The sequence below is a fragment of the Amaricoccus solimangrovi genome (genome assembly GCF_006385685.1).
Lineage (GTDB): Bacteria > Pseudomonadota > Alphaproteobacteria > Rhodobacterales > Rhodobacteraceae > Amaricoccus > Amaricoccus solimangrovi.
In genome coordinates this window covers 138638-157624 of sequence record NZ_VFRP01000003.1, presented here as the reverse complement: position 1 = coordinate 157624, position 18987 = coordinate 138638, and the positions used below count along the sequence as shown (strand labels likewise).

The window sequence follows — 18987 nt, the reverse complement described above, 5'->3', positions numbered from 1 at the left end:
CCCCATGAGCGACACGCCCCGCCCCGATTTCGAGGCGCAGCACCGGCCCGACCGGGCCTTTCCGATCTATGACTGCCGCGTCCTTCGCCTCGCCGAGGACGCGCCCGATTTCGCGGTCCTCTCCGCGCGTGAGCTGGCCGCGCTCGCCGCATCCTATGCGCTCGACGCGCTGATCTACGCGCACGCGGCCGCGCGCGCCGCGACTCCGATCGCGCGCGACATCGCCGAGGCCGGGGCGCTCACCGCGCGCCTGCATGGGCATTGCGCACGCGCCAGGCTCGGCCGCCGGGCGCGTTCCGCGTGACGCGGCCTTGCGCGATCTGCGGGGCGCCCGGCGCGACGCGGGGGCTTCGGCTTCCCGGGCCGCGCTCGGCGCTCCCGGTCGCGCGGCGTGGCTATCTCTGGCACTGCGCCGCCCCCCACTGCGGCCGGGCCGCCGAAGCCCGGCGCGTGCGCGCGACCGGCGCCCCCGCGCCCCGTCCCGATCCCCTTCCCGCGAAACCGCCGGCGGACGAGACGCCCCGGCAAGGGTCCCTGTTCGGAGACTGATCCCATGCTGACACCCGAGGATTTCGACGCGGCCCCACGCCCGCGCTGGCAGGAGGGGGACCGCTCCCCGATCTGGGGCGCCTTCGATCTCGAAGCGCCGTCGCCGATCTTCGTCGCCTCGATCCCCGAAATCGCGACCGCGCTTTCCCGCCTGGTCCGGTTCAATGGCTGGGGACCGCGATTCTATTCCGTCGCCGAGCATTCGATCTTCTGCGACGAGATCGCGCGCGAGGCGGGGATCCCGGCCCGCTTCCGCCGCGCCGTCCTCATGCACGACGCGGCCGAGGTCTATTGCGGCGACAATATCCGGCCCCTGAAGGCGCTGATCCCCGACCTCGAGCGGCTCGAGCAGGGGGTCGCCCGGGCGATCGCTGAACGCTTCGATCTTCCCCTCGGCTTCTCGGCCGCGCCCTTCGATAACGCCGCGCTCGCGGCCGAGCTTCGGGAATTCTTCCCCTTCGCGCCGCGCGATCACCTGCCCGACCCGGGACCTTGGCAACCGCCGCGCCTCGCGCCGGACGTGGCCGCGCTGGAATTCCTCCGCCGCGCCGAGGGGCTTGGCATCGGATGACCCGACTTTCCGAGCAGGTCAAGGCGAGCGTCTCGCTCCGCCGCCTCGCCGAGCGCGCGGGCGTGGCCTGGGACCCGCGCAAATCGGCGCCGAGGCGGGGCGACTGGTGGGCGCCCTGTCCCTTCCACGCGGAGCGGTCCGCGTCCTTTCATGTCCTCGAGCCGGCCGGGGCGGGCGGCTTCTTCAAATGCTTCGGCTGCGGCCGCAAGGGCTCGGCGATCGACTTCGTGATCGAGGCCGAGGGCGTCCCCGTCCGCGAGGCGCTCCGCCGGCTCGCGTCCTCGGCCGGGATCGACCGCGAGGACACGGCCGCCGCCGCCCGCCGCGCCGAGGCGCACGCCCGCGCCCGCGCCGCCGCCGAGGCGGAGGACGCGGAGCGCGCGGCGCGTGGGCTCGAGGCGGCGCGCTGGATCTGGCGCCAGACCGAGCCGGCGGGGCCGCTGCTCGAAAGCTACCTCGCCGCGCGCGGCGTCGACCTCGCGGCGATCGGGGGGGTCCCTGCCTCGCTCCGCTTCGCGCCCGCGCTCGAGCATTGGGCGCACGGCGCGGACACCCGCCGCGCCCGGCCGCTGCATGTCGGGCCGGCGATGGTCGCGGCGATCGGCCGGGGCGCGCTGGTCGGCGTGCATCGGACCTGGATCGCGGCGGAGGGCCGCGCCCGGCTCCCCGATGGCGCCAAGGTCGGCAAGAAAATGATCGGCCGGACCGGGGCGATCTTCGGCGCGCCGGTCCGCCTCTCGACCTCGCGGCTCGGGGTCGTGGTCGGCGAGGGGATCGAAACCACGCTCGCCGCCTGGTCGGCGCTGGTCCGCGCCGGGCTCGGCGGCCGCTGGGGCGCGGAGGCGGCGCTTTCGCTCGGCGCGCTCGCCGGGCCGGGCGATCCGCGCGGCAAGGGGCCGGCGGGGCCGGACGGCTATCCGCTCCCCTCCCCGCGCCCCGACCTCGGCGCGCGCGTGCCGCACTGGCTCCCGGCCGAGGGCGTCCGCGCGGCGCTGATCCTCGGCGAAGGCTCGGCGAAGGGCGGGGGCGAGGCCGCGCGCCGCTTCGCCGAGCGCGCCCGCGCGAAACTCGCCGCGCGCGGGTTCGAGGCCGAGGTCCGCGTCCCCGGCGGCCGCTGGGACCTCGAGGCGGATTTCGCGGACCTCGCGGCGGCGGAAGCGGCCCGGGTCGCGCCGGAAAGGTAGATTACGCATGAGCCTGATTTCCGAATTGATGGGGCTCCCCCCGGACGGGGAGCCGGCGCCGGCCTTCGTCGCCGGGGATGAGAACGACCGATGGAACGCGGACCGGCTCGCGGCGGCCCATGGCGAGCGCATGATCTTCGTAGGCGGCAAGGGCTGGGGGATCTGGGATGGCGCCCGCTTCGACTTCTCGGATGGGGACCTCCGCGCGGCTGCGATCGCGGAGGAACTGCAAGCCCTCGTGAACGCGGACGCGGAAAAGGCGTGGCGCGCCGATTTCGATGAAATCGCCATCGCCCGGCGGATGGCAATTCAGCCGAGCAGCAACGCGCCGCGCGTGAAGGATCCGGCCGAGGCGCTCAAGGCGCTTCGCGCGGAGGGCTGGCTGGCGCTGCGTAAGCACGCGGTCAAATGCGGGAATGTCGACAAGATGGAGAAGGCTCTAAAGGTCCTGCGCCACCGGCTGCGCGTCGCCATCGACACGCTCGACGCCGATCCCTGGTCGTTTACCGTGCCGAATGGCCGGATCGACCTCCGCGCGGCGGCTTACGCGGATCTCCAGCCCGAGCTGGGCCGCGCCGCGCTGGTCGAGGCGCGGGCGCGCTGGCTCAAGCCGCACGATCGCGAGTCGCTCCCGACCAAATGCGCGGGCGTTGAATACGATCCGGCGGCCGACTGCCCGGAATGGCGCGCCTTCCTCGAGCTGGTGCTGCCCGATCCCGAGGTTCGGGCCTGCTTTCATCGCAGCATGGGGGCGACGCTGTTCGGCCGGAATGAACCGCAATGCGCCTTCCTGTTCCGGGGCTCGGGCGGCAACGGCAAGTCGACGGCGGTCAACATGATCGCGCATGTGCTGGGCGAGTCGGGCGGCTACGCGGTCCCGTGCAAGATCGAACTGTTCCTCGCGACCGCGAACGAAAGCGCGGGGAAGGCGACGCCCGAGGAAGTCGATATTCCGGGCGCGCGGGCGCTGATCGCCTCCGAGCCGGACCCGACCGACGAGCTGAGCGCGAAGCGGATCAAGGCTCTGACAGGGGGCGACCCGCGCCCGGCGCGCGGGCTCAATCAAGGGCAGTTCTACTACCGCCCGACCGCCTTCCCGATCCTCTCGTTCAACCGGACGCCCCGGATCAAGAACGAGGACGAGGGCACGCGGCGGCGGCTGGTGTTCATTCCCTTCGAGGTCAACCTGCGCGCGCTTCCCGAGGACAGGCGCCGTTCGCCGATCGAGGTCGAGCGGGCCTTGAAGGCCGAGGGGCCGGGCGTCCTCAACTGGATGCTCGAGGGCTGGCGGGCCTATCGCGAGCGGGCAGACGCCGGGATCGGCGCGCCGCCCGGAATCGACCCACCCGAGGCAATGCGCGCGCTGAAGGATTCGCTGCTCGAGCACGCGGACCCGATCGGCGAGTTCATCAAGGATTGCTGCCGGTCCGACGCGGCCGGACCCGGGATCAGGTCCTCGGCCTTCTTCCGGGTCTACTCGGAGTGGTGCGACTGGCGAGACGTTCCTCCGCGAGGGCGAGAACGGCGGCGAGGCTGTCGAGCTGGTCGCCCGCGTCAACCGCCGCCCGGGCTCACCCCTCCTGGCCTCGCTCGACCGGCACCGGCGCGAGGCGGCGGCGACCTACGCGCTCGCGGTCGAGATCGTGACGGTCGGAGGAACCTCGGGCGACTTCGCGGCGGAGCGAGTCGGCGGCGGCCGCGCCTCGGCCGAGGGGCGCCAGTTCGGCGCGCTGATCTGGGCCGAGAGGCTCCGCGCGCTCGAGGCGGCGATCGGGCGCGACTTCGTCCGCGTCACCCGCGAGGGCGATTCGATCGCGACCCGCGACCTGATCCGCGCGATCGTGGTCGGTGGCCTCTCGCTGCCGCGCATTCTCGCCGGGCTCGGCCTCAAGCGGTCGCCCGCGCGGGAAGCGGCGCTGAGAGGCGCCGCGCTGGCGGCTTTCGATCGCATGGCGCGGGCCTTGCCGGACGGGGTTTCAACGCGCGCCGCACAAAACCGTTGACAACATCACGCGGAGGCTGCACCTACGCGGCATGGTCGTGATTTGCGCCCATAATATCCTCCCAAGGTTGTATCGACTTCCGCCGCGCCTCGGCCCGTTCCCCGGGACCCGAGCGCGGCGGCTCTCGTTCCAAGGCTCCGGTTTCCTGCGAGGTTCCATGCACGTCTCCTTCGAGCACAACCTGCGCGGCTTCGAGCGCGATCTCTCCGACCTCGCCCGACGCCAGCTGCCCTTCGCCACCGCCTCGGCGCTGAACGAGACCGCGCGGGCGATCGCCGACAACGCCGGGCGCGCGCTCGAGAAGCGGCTCGACCGGCCGACGCCCTTCACCCGGCGCGGCCTCGCGGTGTTCCGGGCCGGCAAGGCGCGGCTCTGGGCGGATGTGTTCTTCAGGGACCGGCAGGCCGGCTATCTCGCCTGGGCCGAGCGGGGCGGCGAACGCAAGCCGGCGAGGAAGGCGATCCCGGTCCCGGTCGGGATCCGGCTCGATCGCCACGGCGGCATGCCGCGCAACGCGCTGGCACGAGCGCGCGCCCGGGCCGACACCTTCGCCCCGGCGCCGGGCACGCGCCTGCCGGCCGGGCTCTATCAGCGCCTCAAGGCCGGGCGGCTGCGGATGCTCGCGGCCTTCGAGCCGGTCGCGCATTACACGCCGCGCCTGCGCTTCGGCGTCGACGCCGAGAAGACCGCGCGGGCCTATTTTCCGATCGCCCTCGAGCGCGCGTTCCGCCGCGCCTGGGCCACGGCGCGGCGCTAGACGGCGGCGCGGGTCCTTCCGCCGGGATCGCGCGCGGGGATATTCGCGGCCGCGTTTGGTTCGCGAAGTCTGGCGCCGAGCTGGGCGGCTTATCGGTTGAGGTTGTTGGACTCGTGACGGATCGGACGCTCGGGGAGGACGGCGCGGGCGGGCCGCTTCGGGCGCTCACGGCGGAGGAAGGCGCGCTGACGGCGCGCTATCCGTTGCCGGCCGGGGTGCCGGACGCGGTGGTGAACCAGTACCAGCTCGCCGACGCGCTCGACACCTCGCAGACCACGCTCGCCAACTGGCGCCGGCTCGGGCTTCCGGTGGAGGTCGAGGGGACCAACGGGCGGAGTTATCAGTTTCGCCTGTCGCTCTGCTTCGCCTGGATGCGAAAGCGCGAGGCCGACGATCGCACGGCCCGCCTCGCGGCGGAGGACGCGACGCAGCAGCTGCGGCTCGCGCTGACCGGCGGCACGGTCGCGCCGGGGGCCGAGCCCGGGCTTTCCAGGCGCGACGCGATCGAGACGCTGCAACTCGAAAAGGCCTGGACCGATGCCGCGCGGGCGCGGGGCGAGCTGATCGCGGCCGCCGAGGTCGCGGAAGCCTTGCAGGCGGTCTTCGCCGAGATCCGCGACGGGCTCGACGCGGCGCCCGACCGGCTCGCCCGCGACCTCGGGCTCGACGGCGCGGGCGTCGAGGCGGCGCAGATGATTTGCGATGACATCCTCGAGGGCGCCCGAAGGCGGATCGCGGACCTGTTCGGCGCGGGGCGCGGGACCGGAGAGGACGGCGCCGCCGCCCTCGATCTCTGTCCGCCGAACGACCTCGGCCCGAATGACCTCGACCGCATGACCTCGGGGGGAGACCGCCTTGCTTGAAGATCGCCCGCTTCGCTTCCGGCCCGGGGCCGCGCTGCCTCCGCTCCGCTCGGCGGGCGAGGTCGTCCGGGCCGCGCTTCCGGCGCTGGCGCCGCCGGCGCGGATCTCGATTTCCGAGGCGGCGGCCCGGCGCATGGTCGAGGCGGGCGGGCATTGGGTCCCGTGGCGCAATGACGTTGCGCCCTACATGGTCGAGCCGATGGATATGGTCGGATCGCGCCGTTTCGAGGCGCTCGCCTTCGCCGGCCCGGCGCGGTCCTCGAAAACCGAGGCGCTGATCCTCAATCCGATCGCGCATGCGATCCTGGCCGCGCCGCGCCTGGTGCATGTCGTGCACATGACGCAGGCGGCGGCGCGCGAGTTCTCGATCGAGACGGTCGACAAGCTGATCCGGCGATCGCCCGAGCTCGGCGCGCGGGCGGCGAAGGGCAAGGGGGCGGATTCGACCTTCGACAAGCGTTTCGCCGCCGGGGCGCGGCTGACGATCGGATGGCCGGTCGTGACGCAACTTTCCGCGCGGTCGATCCCGCTCGTGCTGCTGACCGATTACGACCGGATGCCGGCGGATCTCGGCGGCGAGGGCTCGGCCTTCGCGCTGGCGCGCAAGCGCACGCAATCGAGCGGCTCGCGCGGGATGACGGTCGCGGAAGCCTCGCCGGGCTTTCCGATCGCAAGGGAGGGCTGGAAACCCGAGACGCCGCACGACGCTCCGCCCTGCGACGGCATTCTCGGGCTCTACAATCAGGGGACACGGGCGCGCTGGTACTGGCCTTGCCCGTCCTGCGAGGTCGAATTCGAGCCGGCTTTCGAGCGGCTGCACTATCCGGCCGAGGGGACCCCGGCCGAGCGCGGCGCCGTGGCCTACATGGTCTGCCCGCATTGCGGCGGCGTGATCGAACATGGCGCTAAGGCGGGGCTCAACCGGCGCGGCCGCTGGCTGCATGAGACCGCCGGGGGCGAGGTCGCCCCGCTCGGCCCGCTCACGCGGCGCGCGGCGATCGTGTCCTACTGGCTGCAAGGCCCGGCCGCCGCGCTGGCGAGTTGGGCGCAGATCGTGACGCGCTTCCTCGAGGGCGAGGCGCAATTCGAGGCGACCGGCGACGAGACGCTCCTGCGCGCCGCGGTCAATCTCGACCTCGGCCTGCCCTATCTGAGCCGCGCGGCGAGCGCGGGCGCGGGGCTGGACGAGGCGGGGCTTCGCGCGCTGGCGGTCGATCGGCCCTGGCGGATCGCGCCGCAGGCCACGCGGTTCCTGACCGTCGCGGTCGACGTGCAGCCGGGGCGCTTCGTCGCGCAGGTCGAGGCTTGGGGCGAGGGGCTCGAGCGAACGGTTATCGACCGTTTCGACATATTCGAGCCTCCGGAGGGGGCGCCGGACCGCGAGGGGCGGCGGATCGACCCGGCGCGCCGGCCCGAGGATTGGGCCGCGCTGCTCGGCCTCGCCGATCGCTCCTGGCCGGTCTTCGGGGGGGCCTGGCGGCTGCGGCCGCTGGCGATCGTGATCGACGCCGGCGGCGAGGCGGGCGTGACGCCGAACGCCTACGCCTTCTGGCGCAAGGCGCGGATCTCGCACCCGCGCCGCTTCCACCTGGTGCGGGGAAAGGGGGGCGCGCGGGCCAAGCGCGCCGAGGTCTCCACGCCCGAGACCGCCCACAAGGGCAAGCGGCACGTCGCCCGCGACGTCCGGCTGATCTGGGCTTCGACGGACCGGCTCAAGGACGAGATCTCGGCGAGTCTCACGCGCGGCGCGGAAGGCGAGCGGGCGCTGCTGGTCCCGAAGGCCGCGCCGGCCGAGATCTGGGCGGAATACGCGGCCGAGCGCCGCGACGCGACCGGGCGCTGGGACAAGCGGCCGGGCGTCAGGCGGAACGAGGCGCTCGATCTCTCCGTCTACGCGCTGGCGCTCGCGATCGTGCTCGGCGCCGAGAAAATCGCATGGGACCGGCCGCCGCCCTGGGCGGTCCTCGGCCCCGGCAATGCCTTCGCGATCGTCTCCGCCCCCGCGCCCGATGGCGCGGCGGGCGCGGGCGAGGCCCCGGGCGCGGACGAGGCGCCGCCGCTGGCGGAACCGCCGCCCGCGCCCGGGGGGAAGGCGCCCGGGCGCGCGCCCGGCAACTGGAAACGCCGGCCGGGGCGCCGGGCGGACTTTTCGGGATGGTGATCCACGCCTTGATCCCGAAGCTGTCTCGCTCGAAGCACTGATCAAATTTGATCAACAGCTATGTTGTGAGATTTCAGGGGGCGCAGTAACCGTTGCGGCGAGCATCGACCCCGCGATCAACGAAAACAACCCGAAGATGCCCCTGAGAAACACCGGAGGATACGCTTTGAGATACCCGACGCTCGCAGTGACCGCTCTCTGCCTGTCGATTTCGTCCGCCGCCGGCGCGGCCGAGATCGGAGTCAGCATGGCGGCTTTCGATGACAGCTTCCTGACCGTGCTGCGCAACGGCATGATCGACTATGCGAAGGAAAAGGGCGACGTCACGCTGCAGATGGAGGATGCGCAGAATGATGTTCAGCGCCAGCTCAGTCAGGTGCAGAACTTCATCGCGCTCGGGGTCGATGCGATCATCGTGAACGCGGTCGACACGGACGGAACCCAGGCGCTCACTCAACTCGCCGAGGATGCGAAGATCCCGCTGGTCTACGTCAACCGCCAGCCGGTAAACGTCGATGAACTGCCGTCCGATCAGGCCTTCGTCGCCTCCGACGAAGTGGAGTCCGGCACGCTGCAGACGAAGGAGGTCTGCCGACTGCTCGGCGGCAAGGGCAAGGTCGCGGTCATTGTCGGGGAGCTCTCAAACCAGGCGGCGCGCCAGCGCACGCAGGACGTTCATGACGTGATCGGTACCGGCGAGTGCAAGGGGATGGAGATCGCCGCCGAACAGAGCGCGAACTGGACCCGGATCGAGGCTTACGACCTGATGACGAACTGGCTCTCCAACGGGCTTCAGGTCGATGCGATCATCGCCAATGGCGACGAATCCGCGATCGGCGCGATCCAGGCGATCCGCGCGGCGGGACAGGATCCGCAACCTCTGGTGATCGCGGGGATCAACGCGACCAAGGAGGCGCTCGTGTCGATGAAGGAGGGAGACCTCGACGTCACGGTATTCCAGGACGCTTTCGGTCAAGGCAATACCGCGATCGATGTGGCGCTAAGGCTGATCGACGGCGAGCCGGTCGAGCAAAAGACTTACGTCCCTTTCGAACTCGTCACGCCCGAGAACATGCGGGAATACGAAACCCGAAATTGAACCCCGGAATGTAAAGACCGAATTCGGCGCCCGGCCTTGGCCGGGCGTTTCGCGTGTCAGGATCGTTGAACCCGGTGTACGTTTTCCGCGGTAAGGGTGATGAACTGGATCGGCGCCGTGTCGGGGGGAATATCCAGCAGCCCGAGGCGATTCATCATCAGGTCAATCGCCCGCCGCGCCTGGGCTTCCGGCGCCTGATCGAGAACCACATGCATGACCCCATCCCGCAGCGCGGCGGCCGTGAACTCGGTCAGTTCGTGGCCGACGTAGAACAGGCCAGGGCGGGGTGCGCGGCGCAGGAGGTCGATCAGCGCGGGGTTCGCCGCGCCGACATTGTAGAGACCCGCCAGACCCGGATCGGCGCGCAAAGCCTGAAACAGCAGCTCGCTCGCGGTTTCCGGATTGTCACGTCCGAAAGCGGTCCACGAGAAGGCGAGATCCGCGCGAGGATGCTCGGCGAAATAATCCGAGAAGCCGCGCATCCGCTCACGGTGGACATGGTAAATCGGATGACAGATCGCCATGACGTTGCCGGGCCGGGTCTGCATCCGCGAAATGAACATCGCCGCCGAGCGGCCGGCCGCGTAGTTGTCGATCCCAACCAGATCGCCAATCGTGTCATGCGCGCGTGTCACGACATGAATGAGCGGGAGTTCCGGCGCGCTCTCAGCGACGGCGGCGCGGATGAGCGGATCATCGGGTACGCCTAGGATCAGCCCCGCTCGGCGATGTTCCCTTGAGGCGATCAAGGCGGCCGTGCCCGCCGGATCATTCTCTTTTGCAAAGGTGCGATGTATCCGAACAATCGGATCGAGTGTCGCACTGATCCGCTCGAATGCGCGGGTGAGCCGGCGGAACAGCGCCGTCTCGGGACGGGCGAAGATGATCTCGATCCGGACGAGACCTCGATGTACCTCGGGCAGGCGCCGCGAATATCCGAGCGCGCGGGCCGCGGTGATCACCCGCTCCGCCATTGCCGGACGTACGCCCCCTCGGCCGTTCAGGACACGTTCGACCGTCGCGGTTCCGACCCCCGCTTTCCGCGCAATATCGGCGAGAGTCGGCTTTCGCACGAGGACATGCTCCGGTGAAACACTTCTTCGGGAAGCTAGTCTGGCGCCAACCGGCCAAGCAAGACGAGACCCGTCCGGATTGGTCCGTTCTCTTGGCGTTGATCGACCCCGACGCCAACGCGGCGCTTGACGAATGGCGACGCCTCGGCGGCCGGCCTGATCCCGCCGCGCCGGCCCCGGCCGCGCCGCCGGCGCCGCCCGCCGCCTCCCCGGGCGAGATCGCCGCCTTCCTTCGCGCCCTCGCCGCGATCTTCGCGTGGCGCTGATCCACCCTTTCCCGCATGGGGGCTTGATGGCCGTTTCCACGCCCTGCGCGCCGCCGGCGCGCCTGACCGCCGGCGATTCCTGGGTATGGGAAATCGCCGATCCCGCCGACTATCCTTCCGCGCAATTCGTCCTCTCCTACGCGCTGGCGCCGCTCTCGGGCGGCGCGGTCGTGACGATCGAGGCCGAGGCGCCAAGCCCGGTCGCGGTCGCCTTCCGCTTCGGCGCGACAGCGACCGCGAGCCTCGCCCCCGGGCGCTGGCGCTGGTCGCTGGTCGCGGCGGATCTCGCGCTCGACCTCCGCGCGACGCTCGCCTCGGGCGTGCTCGAGGTCCTCGCCGATCCGCTGGCCTCGGGCGACACGCGCACGGCGGCGCGGCGCATCCTCGAGGCGATCGACGCGACGATCGCGGGCAAGGTGACGAAAGACGCGCAAAGCTACGCGATCGAGGGCCGGACGATCAGCCGCATTCCGCTTCCCGAGTTGATGGCGGCGCGCACCCGCTACGCCGCGATCGTCCGCCGCGAGGACGGGAGCGGCCCGATCAGCTATCGCCCGATGAGGTTCGCCGATGACGTCTAAGCGCGAATGGTGGCGCCTCGGCCGCGCCGCGCCGAGCCTGGCGCCGATGACCCGGACCCCGCCGGCCCTGACCGCCGAGGCCCCCGAGCCGGTCGCCGCGCCCGCCGCCCGCGCCTTCAAGGCGGCGCGGCCGGGGCGGCTCACCTCCGGTTTCTTCGCCGGGGTCGGGGTTTCGAGCCGGGACGAGACGCGGCGCGACCTGCGCGGGCTGCTGGCGCATGCCCGCTACGCCGCGCAAAATATCGACTACGTGCGATCCTATGAAATGATGGTCCGCCGGCATGTGATCGGCCGGGCCGGGATCGCGCTGCAAATGGACGTTCGCGACCCGGGCGGCGCGAATGACAGGGTTGCGAATGACCGCATTGAGTCCGCCTGGACGCGCTGGGGCCGGCGCGGGAGCGTGACGCCCTGCGGGCGGCTCTCCTGGTGGAATATCGAGAATATCGCCGCGACCATGGTCGCGCGCGAGGGCAACTGCCTGCTCCGCGTCCATCGCGGGCCGGGCTTCGGCCCGTTCGGGTTTCAGGTCGCGCCGATCAGTTTCGACCTGCTCGACCTCGACCATTCCGAGGACCTCCGCGACGGGCGTTTCGTCCGGGGCGGGATCGAATGCGACGGCTTCGGCCGGCCGCTCGCCTATCACCTCTGGACCGCGCACCCGTCCGAGGCGCAGGGGATCGGCCGGCGCCGGCGGGTCCGGGTCGCGGCGGAGGATATCGTTCACGTATGGCGCCCGAACGAGGCCGGGCAGGAATTCGGAGTTCCGCAGTCTCACACGGCGCTCCGGCGGTTCAACATGCTCGCGCGCTACGAGGAATCGGCCCTCGCGGCCGCGCACTATGGCGCGGCGGTCGCGGCCTTCTTCAAGCAGGAGGCGGACGATTCCCCGATCGGCGCGCCGGACGCGGCGGAGATCCCCGACGAGATCACGCCGGGCATGACGGCGATGCTTCCGCCCGGGGTCGATATCGCCAACTGGTCGCCGAATTATCCCGATGGGGAAATGCCCGCGTTCAACAAGGCGATGCTCCGGGGCGGCGCGGCCGGGCTCGGGGTCTCTTACGCGGGCCTCACCTCTGACATGGAAGGCGCCAACTTCTCGTCCTTACGCGACGGGCGCGGCGAGGAACGCGACGAATGGCGGATGTTTCAACGCGACGTGGCCGAGACGCTGCACGCGGAAGTGTTCCGCCGCTGGCTTCCCTTCGGCCTCGCCGCCGCCGGGCTGCCGCTCGTCAAGATCGACAAATTCGACGCGGCGCTCTGGCGGCCGAGGTCCTGGCCGAGCGTCAATCCGAAGGATGACGCGGCGGCGAACGAGGCGGATCTTCGCAACGGGCTCAAGGCGCCGAGCCAGATCGTCGCCGAGCGCGGCGAGGATTTCGAGGGCATGGTCCGCCGGCTCGCCGCCGATATCGCCATGCTCCGCGAGGCCGGGGTCCCGATCCCCGCCGTCCTGACCGGCGCGGCCGGGTCATCGGCCGCGCCCGCTGACCCGGCCGAGCCGATCACGCCGCCCGAAGAATAGGAGACTTCGATTTGGCTGAGATCAGCATCCCCGCCCGGCTCTACCGGGCGGGCGGGATCCTGCGCGCCGATGACCCGGCCGCCCCGGCCAAAGCCGATGGCCCCGGGGCCGCCGATGACCCGGCTGACCTGGCCGGCGCCGATGACCCGGCCGAAAGGCGGCTGCGGCTGTCCTTCTCGTCCGAGCTTCCGGTCGCGCGCGACTTCGGGCTCGAGATCCTCGGGCACGGGGCGGGCGAGGTCGACCTCAGTCGTCTCGCGGCGGGCGTCATGCCGCTGCTGACCGATCACCGGGCCTCGCTCGCGGATCAGGTCGGAACGGTGGAATCCGCCGGGATCGAGGGCGGGCGGGGGATCGCTGTCGTGCGCTTCGGAAAAAGCGCGCGGGCGGCCGAGATCCTCGCCCGGGTTCGCGACGGCGAGATCACCGGCGTTTCCGTGGGCTACCGGATCGACCGCGCGACACGCGCCGGCGAGCGCGACGGGATCCCGGTCTTCCGCGCGACGCGCTGGACCCCGCTCGAAATCTCGCTCGTCGCGATGCCGGCCGACGAGACGGTGGGCATTGGCCGCGCCGCCTCGACTGACACCATCACTCTCACCCTCGAAGGGGACCGCATGACCACCGAGACCATTCCCGCCGCCGCCGAGACCGTCGCGACCCGCGCCGCCGAGGCAACGGCGCCCGATCAGGTCGGCCCGGAGCGCGCGCGCATCCGCGATATCTCCGCGCTCGGCCGCCGGTTCAAGCTGCCCGAGGCCGAGGTCGAGCGCGCGATCGACGCCGGAACGCCGGTCGCCGAGTTCCAGCGCAAGGTTCTGGACCATCTCGGCTCGGGCGATCAGACCGCGATCCGCGACACCGCCGCCAAGGTCGGGCTGACCGAGCGCGAGGCGCGGCGCTATTCGCTGGTGAATGCGATCAACTATCTCGCGGCGCCGACCGACGCGCGGGCGCGCGCGGCGGCGGCCTTCGAGATCGAGGTCTCGGAAGCGGCGGCCGAGCGGTCGCGCACCACGCCCAAGGGCCTGCTGGTCCCGGCGGACGTCCTGAGCCGGGCCGACTTCGCCGCCGGCAAGCGCGCGGCGGACCTGACCGCCGGCACCGCGAGCGCGGGCGGCGCCACCGTCGCGACCGAGCTGCTCACGGGCTCGTTCATCGACCTGCTGCGGCGGAAGTCGGCGATCATGCGCGCCAATCCGACCGTGCTCGGCGGGCTCTCGGGGAACGTCGCGATCCCGCGCCAGACCGGCGGCGCCACCGCCTATTGGGTCGGCGAGGACACCGCGCCGCCGCAGTCGGGCGCGGCCTTCGATCAGGTCACGATGACCCCGAAAACGGTCGGCGCGATCTCCGAGATCTCGCGCAAGCTGCTCCTGCAGTCGAGCGTCGACGTCGAGGCGATGGTCCGCCGCGACCTGGTGACGGGCGTGGCGCTCGAGGTCGACGGCGTGGCCATGAACGGCTCGACCGATACCGACGCGCCGAGCGGGCTCAAGGACTACGCCGCGAATATCAACGCGGTGGACTTCGCCGCCGCCGGCGCGCCGACCTGGGCGGAGCTGGTCGCGATGGAAACCGCCATCGCGGCCGACGACGCGGACGTCGAGTCGATGGCCTATATCTTCAACGCGGGCCTGCGCGGCTACCTCAAGCAGACCCCGAAGGTCGCAGGCCACCCGATCTTCCTCATGGGCGACGACAAGCTGGTGAACGGCTACGGCTCGATCGTCTCCAATCAGGCGGAGGCGGGCGACCTCTGGCTCGGCAACTGGGCCGATTTCGTGATCGGCATGTGGTCGGGCCTCGACCTGACGGTCGACCCCTACACGGCGGCGGCGACCGGCGCGGTCCGCGTGATCGCGCATCAGGACGTCGATTTCGCGATCCGGCATCCGGAGTCGTTCTGCTACGGCCGCGCGATCGCGTAAGGCCCGCCCGCGAGGCAATCCGGCTCGCCCTTCGGGGCGGGCCTCCCCCTTCCATGCTCCGGAGGGCTCGCCCCCATGCTCTCGAATTTCTCGACCGTCCGGCGCGAGATCGCCGCCGTCCTGGTCGGAATCCTCGGCCTCGCCGCGCATTTCGTCCCCGGGCTCGCGGCGCTCGATCCGCTCTGGATCGACACCGCCGCCGGCGCGCTCGCCCTTGTCGCGCTCGCCCTTGTCGAAAACCGGATCGACGGCCTGCCGCTGCGCGACCTCGCCCGGATCGCCGCCGATCACCTGATAAGGGACGACAACGTGCTCGAGGCGATCCGCGCCGCCCGCGTCCTTCGCAGCGATCCACCCGATCCCGATCCCGCCGCCGGGCCTGTCCCCTACGCCCCCGGGCCACGGCAGGCGGTCGCGACCTATCCGCCGCTCTGGTCGGGCGCGCCGCCGGCCGACCGGCGGATCGGCGCCGCGCCCGCGACCCGGGGCGGCTGAGATGGCCGCGATCGAGGGCGAGGACGAGTTCGACGTCTTTTTCGATCCCGAGGACTTCGGCGAGGTCGGGACCTACGCGCACGATGGCGCGGCGGTCGCGCTCGCCGGGATCTTCTCCGCCGCGCAGGCGGAGACCGCGCCGCTCGGCGACTGGCCGGGCGTCTCGACCGTCGCCCCGCGCTTCACCTGTCGCGCCGCCGCGCTGCCCGAGGGCGCCGCCGCCGGCGATACGCTGACCCTTGGCGGGGTCGCCTGGACCGTCCGCGACATCGAGCCGGACGGAACCGGGCTCGCCCGCCTGATCGTTGAGAGGACCTGATCCCTATGGCTTTCCATACCGGCAAGAATGGCGCGGTGAAGATCGGCGCCGGGACCTCCGCCGCCGTCGCGGCCGTGCAATCCTGGTCCCTCGACGAGCAGGCCGAGACCGTCAAGGGCTGGGGGATGGGCGACGCCTTCACCACCTCGGAAACGCTCATGCGCTCCTGGTCGGGGAGCGTCGAATGCTACCTCGACCCCGAGGACGCGGCGCAGACCTCGCTCGCGGTCGGCGCGACCGTCGCCCTCGCGCTCTATCCGCACGCGACCGCGAGCGGGGCGACGTACTACTCGGGCAACGCGGTCATCACCGGCCGGCCGATCTCCGCCTCGAAAGGCGATTTCGTCTCGATCACCTTCAATTTCGAGGGCCAGGGGGCGCTCACGACCGATACGGTCGCCTGAGCTCTGCCTCCCATCTCCCGCGAGCCGCGTCAGCGATCCCGCTGAACGCCGCCGTGCGCGCGGAGCTAATGAGCCTGTTCGAGGCCAAGGCGGTCGTGCACCTCCTGACGATACATGCTCGGAGAAATGTAGTGCGAATAATGCGTTATGCGCAGAAGCCTATATTCATTGGCAAATCCGCTCCTCAATAGATCATACGTCAAGCCGCCCATCGCTATGATGTTTGGCTTTTCTTCGCAAAGAATGTCGATTTCCTCTTGGAAATTTTCGAATTGTTCTTTTAGAGTCTGAGGATTATTTCGAACATGTTCCCGCACCTTCGCGCTGCTCATCTCTGGAAAATTCTTGAGGATGTCCGTCATATAGGCTCCCCAGAGCGGAGTACCTCGAAAGGCATGGCGCATCTTATAGTCTTGAGACCTTTTTGAATCGCTATGGAAATTTGAGAATGAGCCTCGATTTATTTCTCCAGATACGTTTAATCCGACCAGAAAATACCTAGAATGTATTATTTCTCGATGGTCAGGATGCTTCTGGAAGTCGAATACCGAAATATCCTCGATGCCACTCTTGGCGGTACCATCCGGGTCCGCCCAAATCGCCCAACTTGAACACCATCCGAAGCGGTCTTCTATACTGCGCAGAGCTTCGTCGGTGATGTTCATGGTCTAATCCGTCCGGTGCGAACTATCGATAACCGGATCCACATATCACGGCCCACTGTTCTCGGCGACGAAAACATCCGACCGCCCCGATCTCGGAATCGGGGAGAGTGGCCCGCAGATCTGTGCGCGGCCAAGCCGATCACCGCGCGAGAATTTCCCCCTCACACCCCCGGAGACCCCATGTCCGACATTCTCACCCATGCCCGCGCGCACTATGGCCGCATGCGCGATCAGACGATCGAGATCCCCGAATGGTCCGCCGAGGACGGCGCGCCGCTCGTGGTGCATTTCTCGCCGCTCACGCTCCGCCAGCGTCAGAAACTCAACGCCCGCGCCGGGACCGACAATCCGGGGCGGCTGATGGCGCTGGCCGTGATCCTGTTCGCGCGCGACGCCGAGGGGAAACCGCTGTTGGAGGATACCGCCCCGACGCTCGCCGCGCTCGAGGGCGAGGTCGCGCCGGTCGTGATCGCGCGGATCGCCGGCGCCATGCTCGGCACGACCGAGGCGGACGAGCTGGGAAACTGATCGCGGGGGACGAGGAAACCCGCAACCTCTACGCCCTCGCCCTCGCGCTTCACAAATCGCTCGGCGAGATCCTCGACCTGCCCGCCGAGGAAATACGCGGCTGGATGGCCTACCTATCGCGGAAGGAATGACCCCGCATGCGCGACCTGTTCTTTCGGATCAAGGCGAATGACGAAACCGCCGCCGCCTTCGCCAAGGTCCGGGGCAACGTGAAGGGACTCGACGGCGCATTCGCCGGGCTCGGCGCGCGGATCGACCGCTCGACGCGGAAGCTTAAAGCCCTCGCCGCGGCGACCGGCGCCGGGCTCGGGCTCGGGATGACCTTCCGCGACTCGCTTCAACTCTGGGATACGCAGATTCAGGCCCAAACCAAGGTCGAGACCGCGATCCGCTCGACCGGCGGCGCGGCGGGCTACACCGCCGAGCAGCTTTTCCGGATGGCGAGCGGGCTGCAGAACGCGACGCGCTTCGGCGACGAGGCGATTTTGGGCGACGTGACGGCGCAGCTTCTGACCTTCACGAACATTTCGGGCGAGGTCTTCGCGCGGTCGCAAAAGGCCGTGCTCGACATGTCCACCCTGCTCGGCTCCGACCTCAAGGGCTCGGCGATCATGGTGGGCAAAGCGCTCAATGATCCGATCGCGGGCGTCTCGGCGCTCGGCGAGGCGGGGATTCAGTTCTCCGCCGATCAGAAAGAGGTTATCAAGCAGCTTGTCGCGACGGGCCGGATCGCGACCGCGCAAGGCATGATCCTGGCCAAGCTCGAAAAGCAGTTCGGCGGGCAGGCGGAGGCGGCGGCGCGCTCGGGCCTCGGCTTCCTCGATCAGTTCCGCAACGCCTGGGGCGACCTGAAAGAGATCGTCGGCGGGAATCTGGTCGACCTCGCGCGGCCGCTGGTCGGGGCGCTGCAAGGGATCGTCAACGCCTTCGCCGGGCTCCCCGCGCCGGTTCAACGCTTCACCGTGCTGCTTGGCCTGCTGGCGGTCGCGGCCGGGCCGGTCGTGGCCGGGATCGGGCTGCTTGTGGCGGGGGTCGCGGCGATCGGCGCGCCGGCCGCGATCGCGATCGGCGCGGTCGCCGCGCTCGGCGCCGGGGTCCTGGTCCTCTGGGATCAGATCAGGCCCGGGATCGACTGGCTCGCCGCGACCGTGCAAGGGCTCTCGGGCCTCGAGCTGGCATTCGCCCCGGTCGCGGTCGCGGCGCACGCCCTTACCGACGCCTTCGCGGCGGTCTTCCCCGAGGCGGCGGCCCTGGTCGAAAAGACGGTCGCGGAAATCGTCGGATGGCTGACCGGCAGACTCGGCGCCGCCTTCGATTGGGTGACGGCGAAGGTCGGCGCGGTCGGAGATGCCTTCTTCGACCTCTACGATCGAGTCGTCGGGCATTCCTACATCCCCGACATGGTCGACGGGATCGCCGATCACATGGCGCGCCTCAAGGGCGAGATGGTCGATCCCGTGACCGCGGCGACCGAAACCGCCGGGGCGCGGTTCGAGGATCTCGCCTCGGGCGTCGGCTCGGCGCTCGGGAGCATGATCCGCGACGGGGATTTCAGCTTCCGGGGCTTTACCTCGCGCATGGTCGACCTCGCGGGCCAGATGGCCGATTCCATCGTCTCCGATTCCTTCGCCCGCGTCGCCGAGGCCGCGAAGGCGCTCGGGTCATCGAGCGGCTCGCCCGGGTCATCGGGGGGCGGGCTCCTGTCGGGGCTCGGCTCCTTCGTCTCGGGGCTATTCGGGGGCGGGTCCTCCGCCGCGATCCCGGGCTTCGCCTCGGGCGGATCTTTCGAGGTCGGCGGGCGCGGCGGGGTCGATCGGAACGTCGCTGTCATGCGCGTCTCGCGCGGCGAACGGGTCTCGATCGACCGGCGCGGCGACACGCGCTCGGGCGCGATCACCAACGTCTATATCCAGACGCCCAATCCTGCCGCCTTCGACCGCTCGAGGGGGCAGGTCGCCGCGACGATCTCCCGCGCGGTCGCGCGCGGTTCGCGCAATCTCTGACCGG

19 protein-coding genes are annotated in these 18987 nt (G+C 70.5%); 17 read left to right on the top strand and 2 right to left on the bottom strand.

Going from position 1 to position 18987, the window contains the following annotated elements; all coding sequences use genetic code 11:
• Positions 1-4 precede the first annotated feature (4 nt).
• The 8 genes from FJM51_RS05355 to FJM51_RS05325 all read left to right on the top strand — a co-directional run bounded on the left by FJM51_RS05355 (position 5) and on the right by FJM51_RS05325 (position 9187).
• On the top strand, positions 5-304 hold the full coding sequence (locus FJM51_RS05355) for a hypothetical protein (protein WP_140453089.1): 300 nt from the start codon (positions 5-7) through the stop codon (positions 302-304).
• Between the two features lie 249 nt (positions 305-553).
• On the top strand, positions 554-1120 hold the full coding sequence (locus FJM51_RS05350; RefSeq protein WP_140453088.1) for an HD domain-containing protein: 567 nt from the start codon (positions 554-556) through the stop codon (positions 1118-1120).
• Positions 1117-2304: a DUF7146 domain-containing protein gene (locus FJM51_RS05345; RefSeq protein WP_140453087.1), complete on the top strand. Its 1188-nt coding sequence runs from the start codon at positions 1117-1119 to the stop codon at positions 2302-2304. Before FJM51_RS05350 ends, FJM51_RS05345 begins: the two co-directional genes overlap by 4 nt.
• Before the next feature lie 7 nt (positions 2305-2311).
• A complete protein-coding gene (locus tag FJM51_RS05340; protein WP_140453086.1) occupies positions 2312-4348 on the top strand; it encodes a DNA primase family protein in 2037 nt (678 codons plus the stop codon).
• Between the two features lie 116 nt (positions 4349-4464).
• Positions 4465-5064 (top strand): hypothetical protein, encoded by a 600-nt coding sequence (locus tag FJM51_RS23715; RefSeq protein WP_181164452.1) that lies wholly within the window; start codon positions 4465-4467, stop codon positions 5062-5064.
• Positions 5065-5177: 113 nt separating this feature from the next.
• Positions 5178-5927 (top strand): DUF1441 family protein, encoded by a 750-nt coding sequence (locus FJM51_RS23710; protein ID WP_181164451.1) that lies wholly within the window; start codon positions 5178-5180, stop codon positions 5925-5927.
• Positions 5920-8088, top strand: coding sequence for a terminase gpA endonuclease subunit (locus tag FJM51_RS05330; RefSeq protein WP_140453084.1), 2169 nt, complete (start codon positions 5920-5922; stop codon positions 8086-8088). Before FJM51_RS23710 ends, FJM51_RS05330 begins: the two co-directional genes overlap by 8 nt.
• A gap of 247 nt (positions 8089-8335) precedes the next feature.
• The gene (locus FJM51_RS05325; RefSeq protein WP_233712986.1) at positions 8336-9187 is read left to right on the top strand and encodes a sugar ABC transporter substrate-binding protein; all 852 of its coding nucleotides are present in this window, start codon (positions 8336-8338) and stop codon (positions 9185-9187) included.
• A 56-nt stretch (positions 9188-9243) separates the two neighbouring features.
• Here the strand turns inward: FJM51_RS05325 and FJM51_RS05320 are convergent, their stop codons facing one another.
• Positions 9244-10260 carry a LacI family DNA-binding transcriptional regulator gene (locus FJM51_RS05320; RefSeq protein ID WP_140453082.1) on the bottom strand — a complete coding sequence of 339 codons (1017 nt, stop codon included), beginning with the start codon at positions 10258-10260 and terminating at the stop codon, positions 9244-9246.
• Between the two features lie 14 nt (positions 10261-10274).
• Here FJM51_RS05320 and FJM51_RS23705 point away from each other — a divergent pair, with 14 nt between their 5' ends.
• The 7 genes from FJM51_RS23705 (at position 10275) to FJM51_RS05285 (ending at position 15787) form a co-directional block, all read left to right on the top strand.
• A complete protein-coding gene (locus FJM51_RS23705; RefSeq protein ID WP_181164450.1) occupies positions 10275-10526 on the top strand; it encodes a hypothetical protein in 252 nt (83 codons plus the stop codon).
• A gap of 26 nt (positions 10527-10552) precedes the next feature.
• A complete protein-coding gene (locus tag FJM51_RS05310; RefSeq protein WP_140453081.1) occupies positions 10553-11107 on the top strand; it encodes a hypothetical protein in 555 nt (184 codons plus the stop codon).
• A complete protein-coding gene (locus FJM51_RS05305) occupies positions 11097-12638 on the top strand; it encodes a phage portal protein (protein WP_140453080.1) in 1542 nt (513 codons plus the stop codon). Before FJM51_RS05310 ends, FJM51_RS05305 begins: the two co-directional genes overlap by 11 nt.
• 11 nt (positions 12639-12649) lie before the next feature.
• Positions 12650-14569 carry a phage major capsid protein gene (locus FJM51_RS05300; RefSeq protein WP_140453079.1) on the top strand — a complete coding sequence of 640 codons (1920 nt, stop codon included), beginning with the start codon at positions 12650-12652 and terminating at the stop codon, positions 14567-14569.
• A gap of 75 nt (positions 14570-14644) precedes the next feature.
• A complete protein-coding gene (locus FJM51_RS05295) occupies positions 14645-15064 on the top strand; it encodes a hypothetical protein (protein WP_140453078.1) in 420 nt (139 codons plus the stop codon).
• Between the two features lies 1 nt (position 15065).
• The gene (locus FJM51_RS05290) at positions 15066-15383 is read left to right on the top strand and encodes a head-tail joining protein (RefSeq protein WP_140453077.1); all 318 of its coding nucleotides are present in this window, start codon (positions 15066-15068) and stop codon (positions 15381-15383) included.
• Positions 15384-15388: 5 nt separating this feature from the next.
• A complete protein-coding gene (locus FJM51_RS05285; RefSeq protein ID WP_140453076.1) occupies positions 15389-15787 on the top strand; it encodes a hypothetical protein in 399 nt (132 codons plus the stop codon).
• 65 nt (positions 15788-15852) lie between these two features.
• On the opposite strand, the gene FJM51_RS05280 is transcribed toward FJM51_RS05285, so the two are convergent.
• Positions 15853-16452 carry a hypothetical protein gene (locus tag FJM51_RS05280; RefSeq protein WP_140453075.1) on the bottom strand — a complete coding sequence of 200 codons (600 nt, stop codon included), beginning with the start codon at positions 16450-16452 and terminating at the stop codon, positions 15853-15855.
• 180 nt (positions 16453-16632) lie between these two features.
• Here FJM51_RS05280 and FJM51_RS05275 point away from each other — a divergent pair, with 180 nt between their 5' ends.
• Together FJM51_RS05275 and FJM51_RS05270 are read left to right on the top strand one after the other, a co-directional pair.
• Entirely contained in the window at positions 16633-16980 is a 348-nt protein-coding gene (locus tag FJM51_RS05275; RefSeq protein ID WP_140453074.1) for a hypothetical protein, read from the top strand.
• Between the two features lie 137 nt (positions 16981-17117).
• The gene (locus FJM51_RS05270; RefSeq protein ID WP_140453073.1) at positions 17118-18983 is read left to right on the top strand and encodes a phage tail length tape measure family protein; all 1866 of its coding nucleotides are present in this window, start codon (positions 17118-17120) and stop codon (positions 18981-18983) included.
• The last annotated feature ends 4 nt before the right edge of the window (positions 18984-18987 follow it).

Coding starts and splice junctions, on each gene's coding strand:
- FJM51_RS05270 (WP_140453073.1), top strand. CDS start 17,118: ATGCGCGACCTGTTCTTTCGGATCAAGGCGAATGACGAAACCGCCGCC.
- FJM51_RS05280 (WP_140453075.1), bottom strand. CDS start 16,452: ATGAACATCACCGACGAAGCTCTGCGCAGTATAGAAGACCGCTTCGGA.
- FJM51_RS05340 (WP_140453086.1), top strand. CDS start 2,312: ATGAGCCTGATTTCCGAATTGATGGGGCTCCCCCCGGACGGGGAGCCG.
- FJM51_RS05345 (WP_140453087.1), top strand. CDS start 1,117: ATGACCCGACTTTCCGAGCAGGTCAAGGCGAGCGTCTCGCTCCGCCGC.
- FJM51_RS05355 (WP_140453089.1), top strand. CDS start 5: ATGAGCGACACGCCCCGCCCCGATTTCGAGGCGCAGCACCGGCCCGAC.
- FJM51_RS05325 (WP_233712986.1), top strand. CDS start 8,336: ATGGCGGCTTTCGATGACAGCTTCCTGACCGTGCTGCGCAACGGCATG.
- FJM51_RS23715 (WP_181164452.1), top strand. CDS start 4,465: ATGCACGTCTCCTTCGAGCACAACCTGCGCGGCTTCGAGCGCGATCTC.
- FJM51_RS05290 (WP_140453077.1), top strand. CDS start 15,066: ATGGCCGCGATCGAGGGCGAGGACGAGTTCGACGTCTTTTTCGATCCC.
- FJM51_RS05350 (WP_140453088.1), top strand. CDS start 554: ATGCTGACACCCGAGGATTTCGACGCGGCCCCACGCCCGCGCTGGCAG.
- FJM51_RS05305 (WP_140453080.1), top strand. CDS start 11,097: ATGACGTCTAAGCGCGAATGGTGGCGCCTCGGCCGCGCCGCGCCGAGC.
- FJM51_RS05285 (WP_140453076.1), top strand. CDS start 15,389: ATGGCTTTCCATACCGGCAAGAATGGCGCGGTGAAGATCGGCGCCGGG.
- FJM51_RS05275 (WP_140453074.1), top strand. CDS start 16,633: ATGTCCGACATTCTCACCCATGCCCGCGCGCACTATGGCCGCATGCGC.
- FJM51_RS05295 (WP_140453078.1), top strand. CDS start 14,645: ATGCTCTCGAATTTCTCGACCGTCCGGCGCGAGATCGCCGCCGTCCTG.
- FJM51_RS05310 (WP_140453081.1), top strand. CDS start 10,553: ATGGCCGTTTCCACGCCCTGCGCGCCGCCGGCGCGCCTGACCGCCGGC.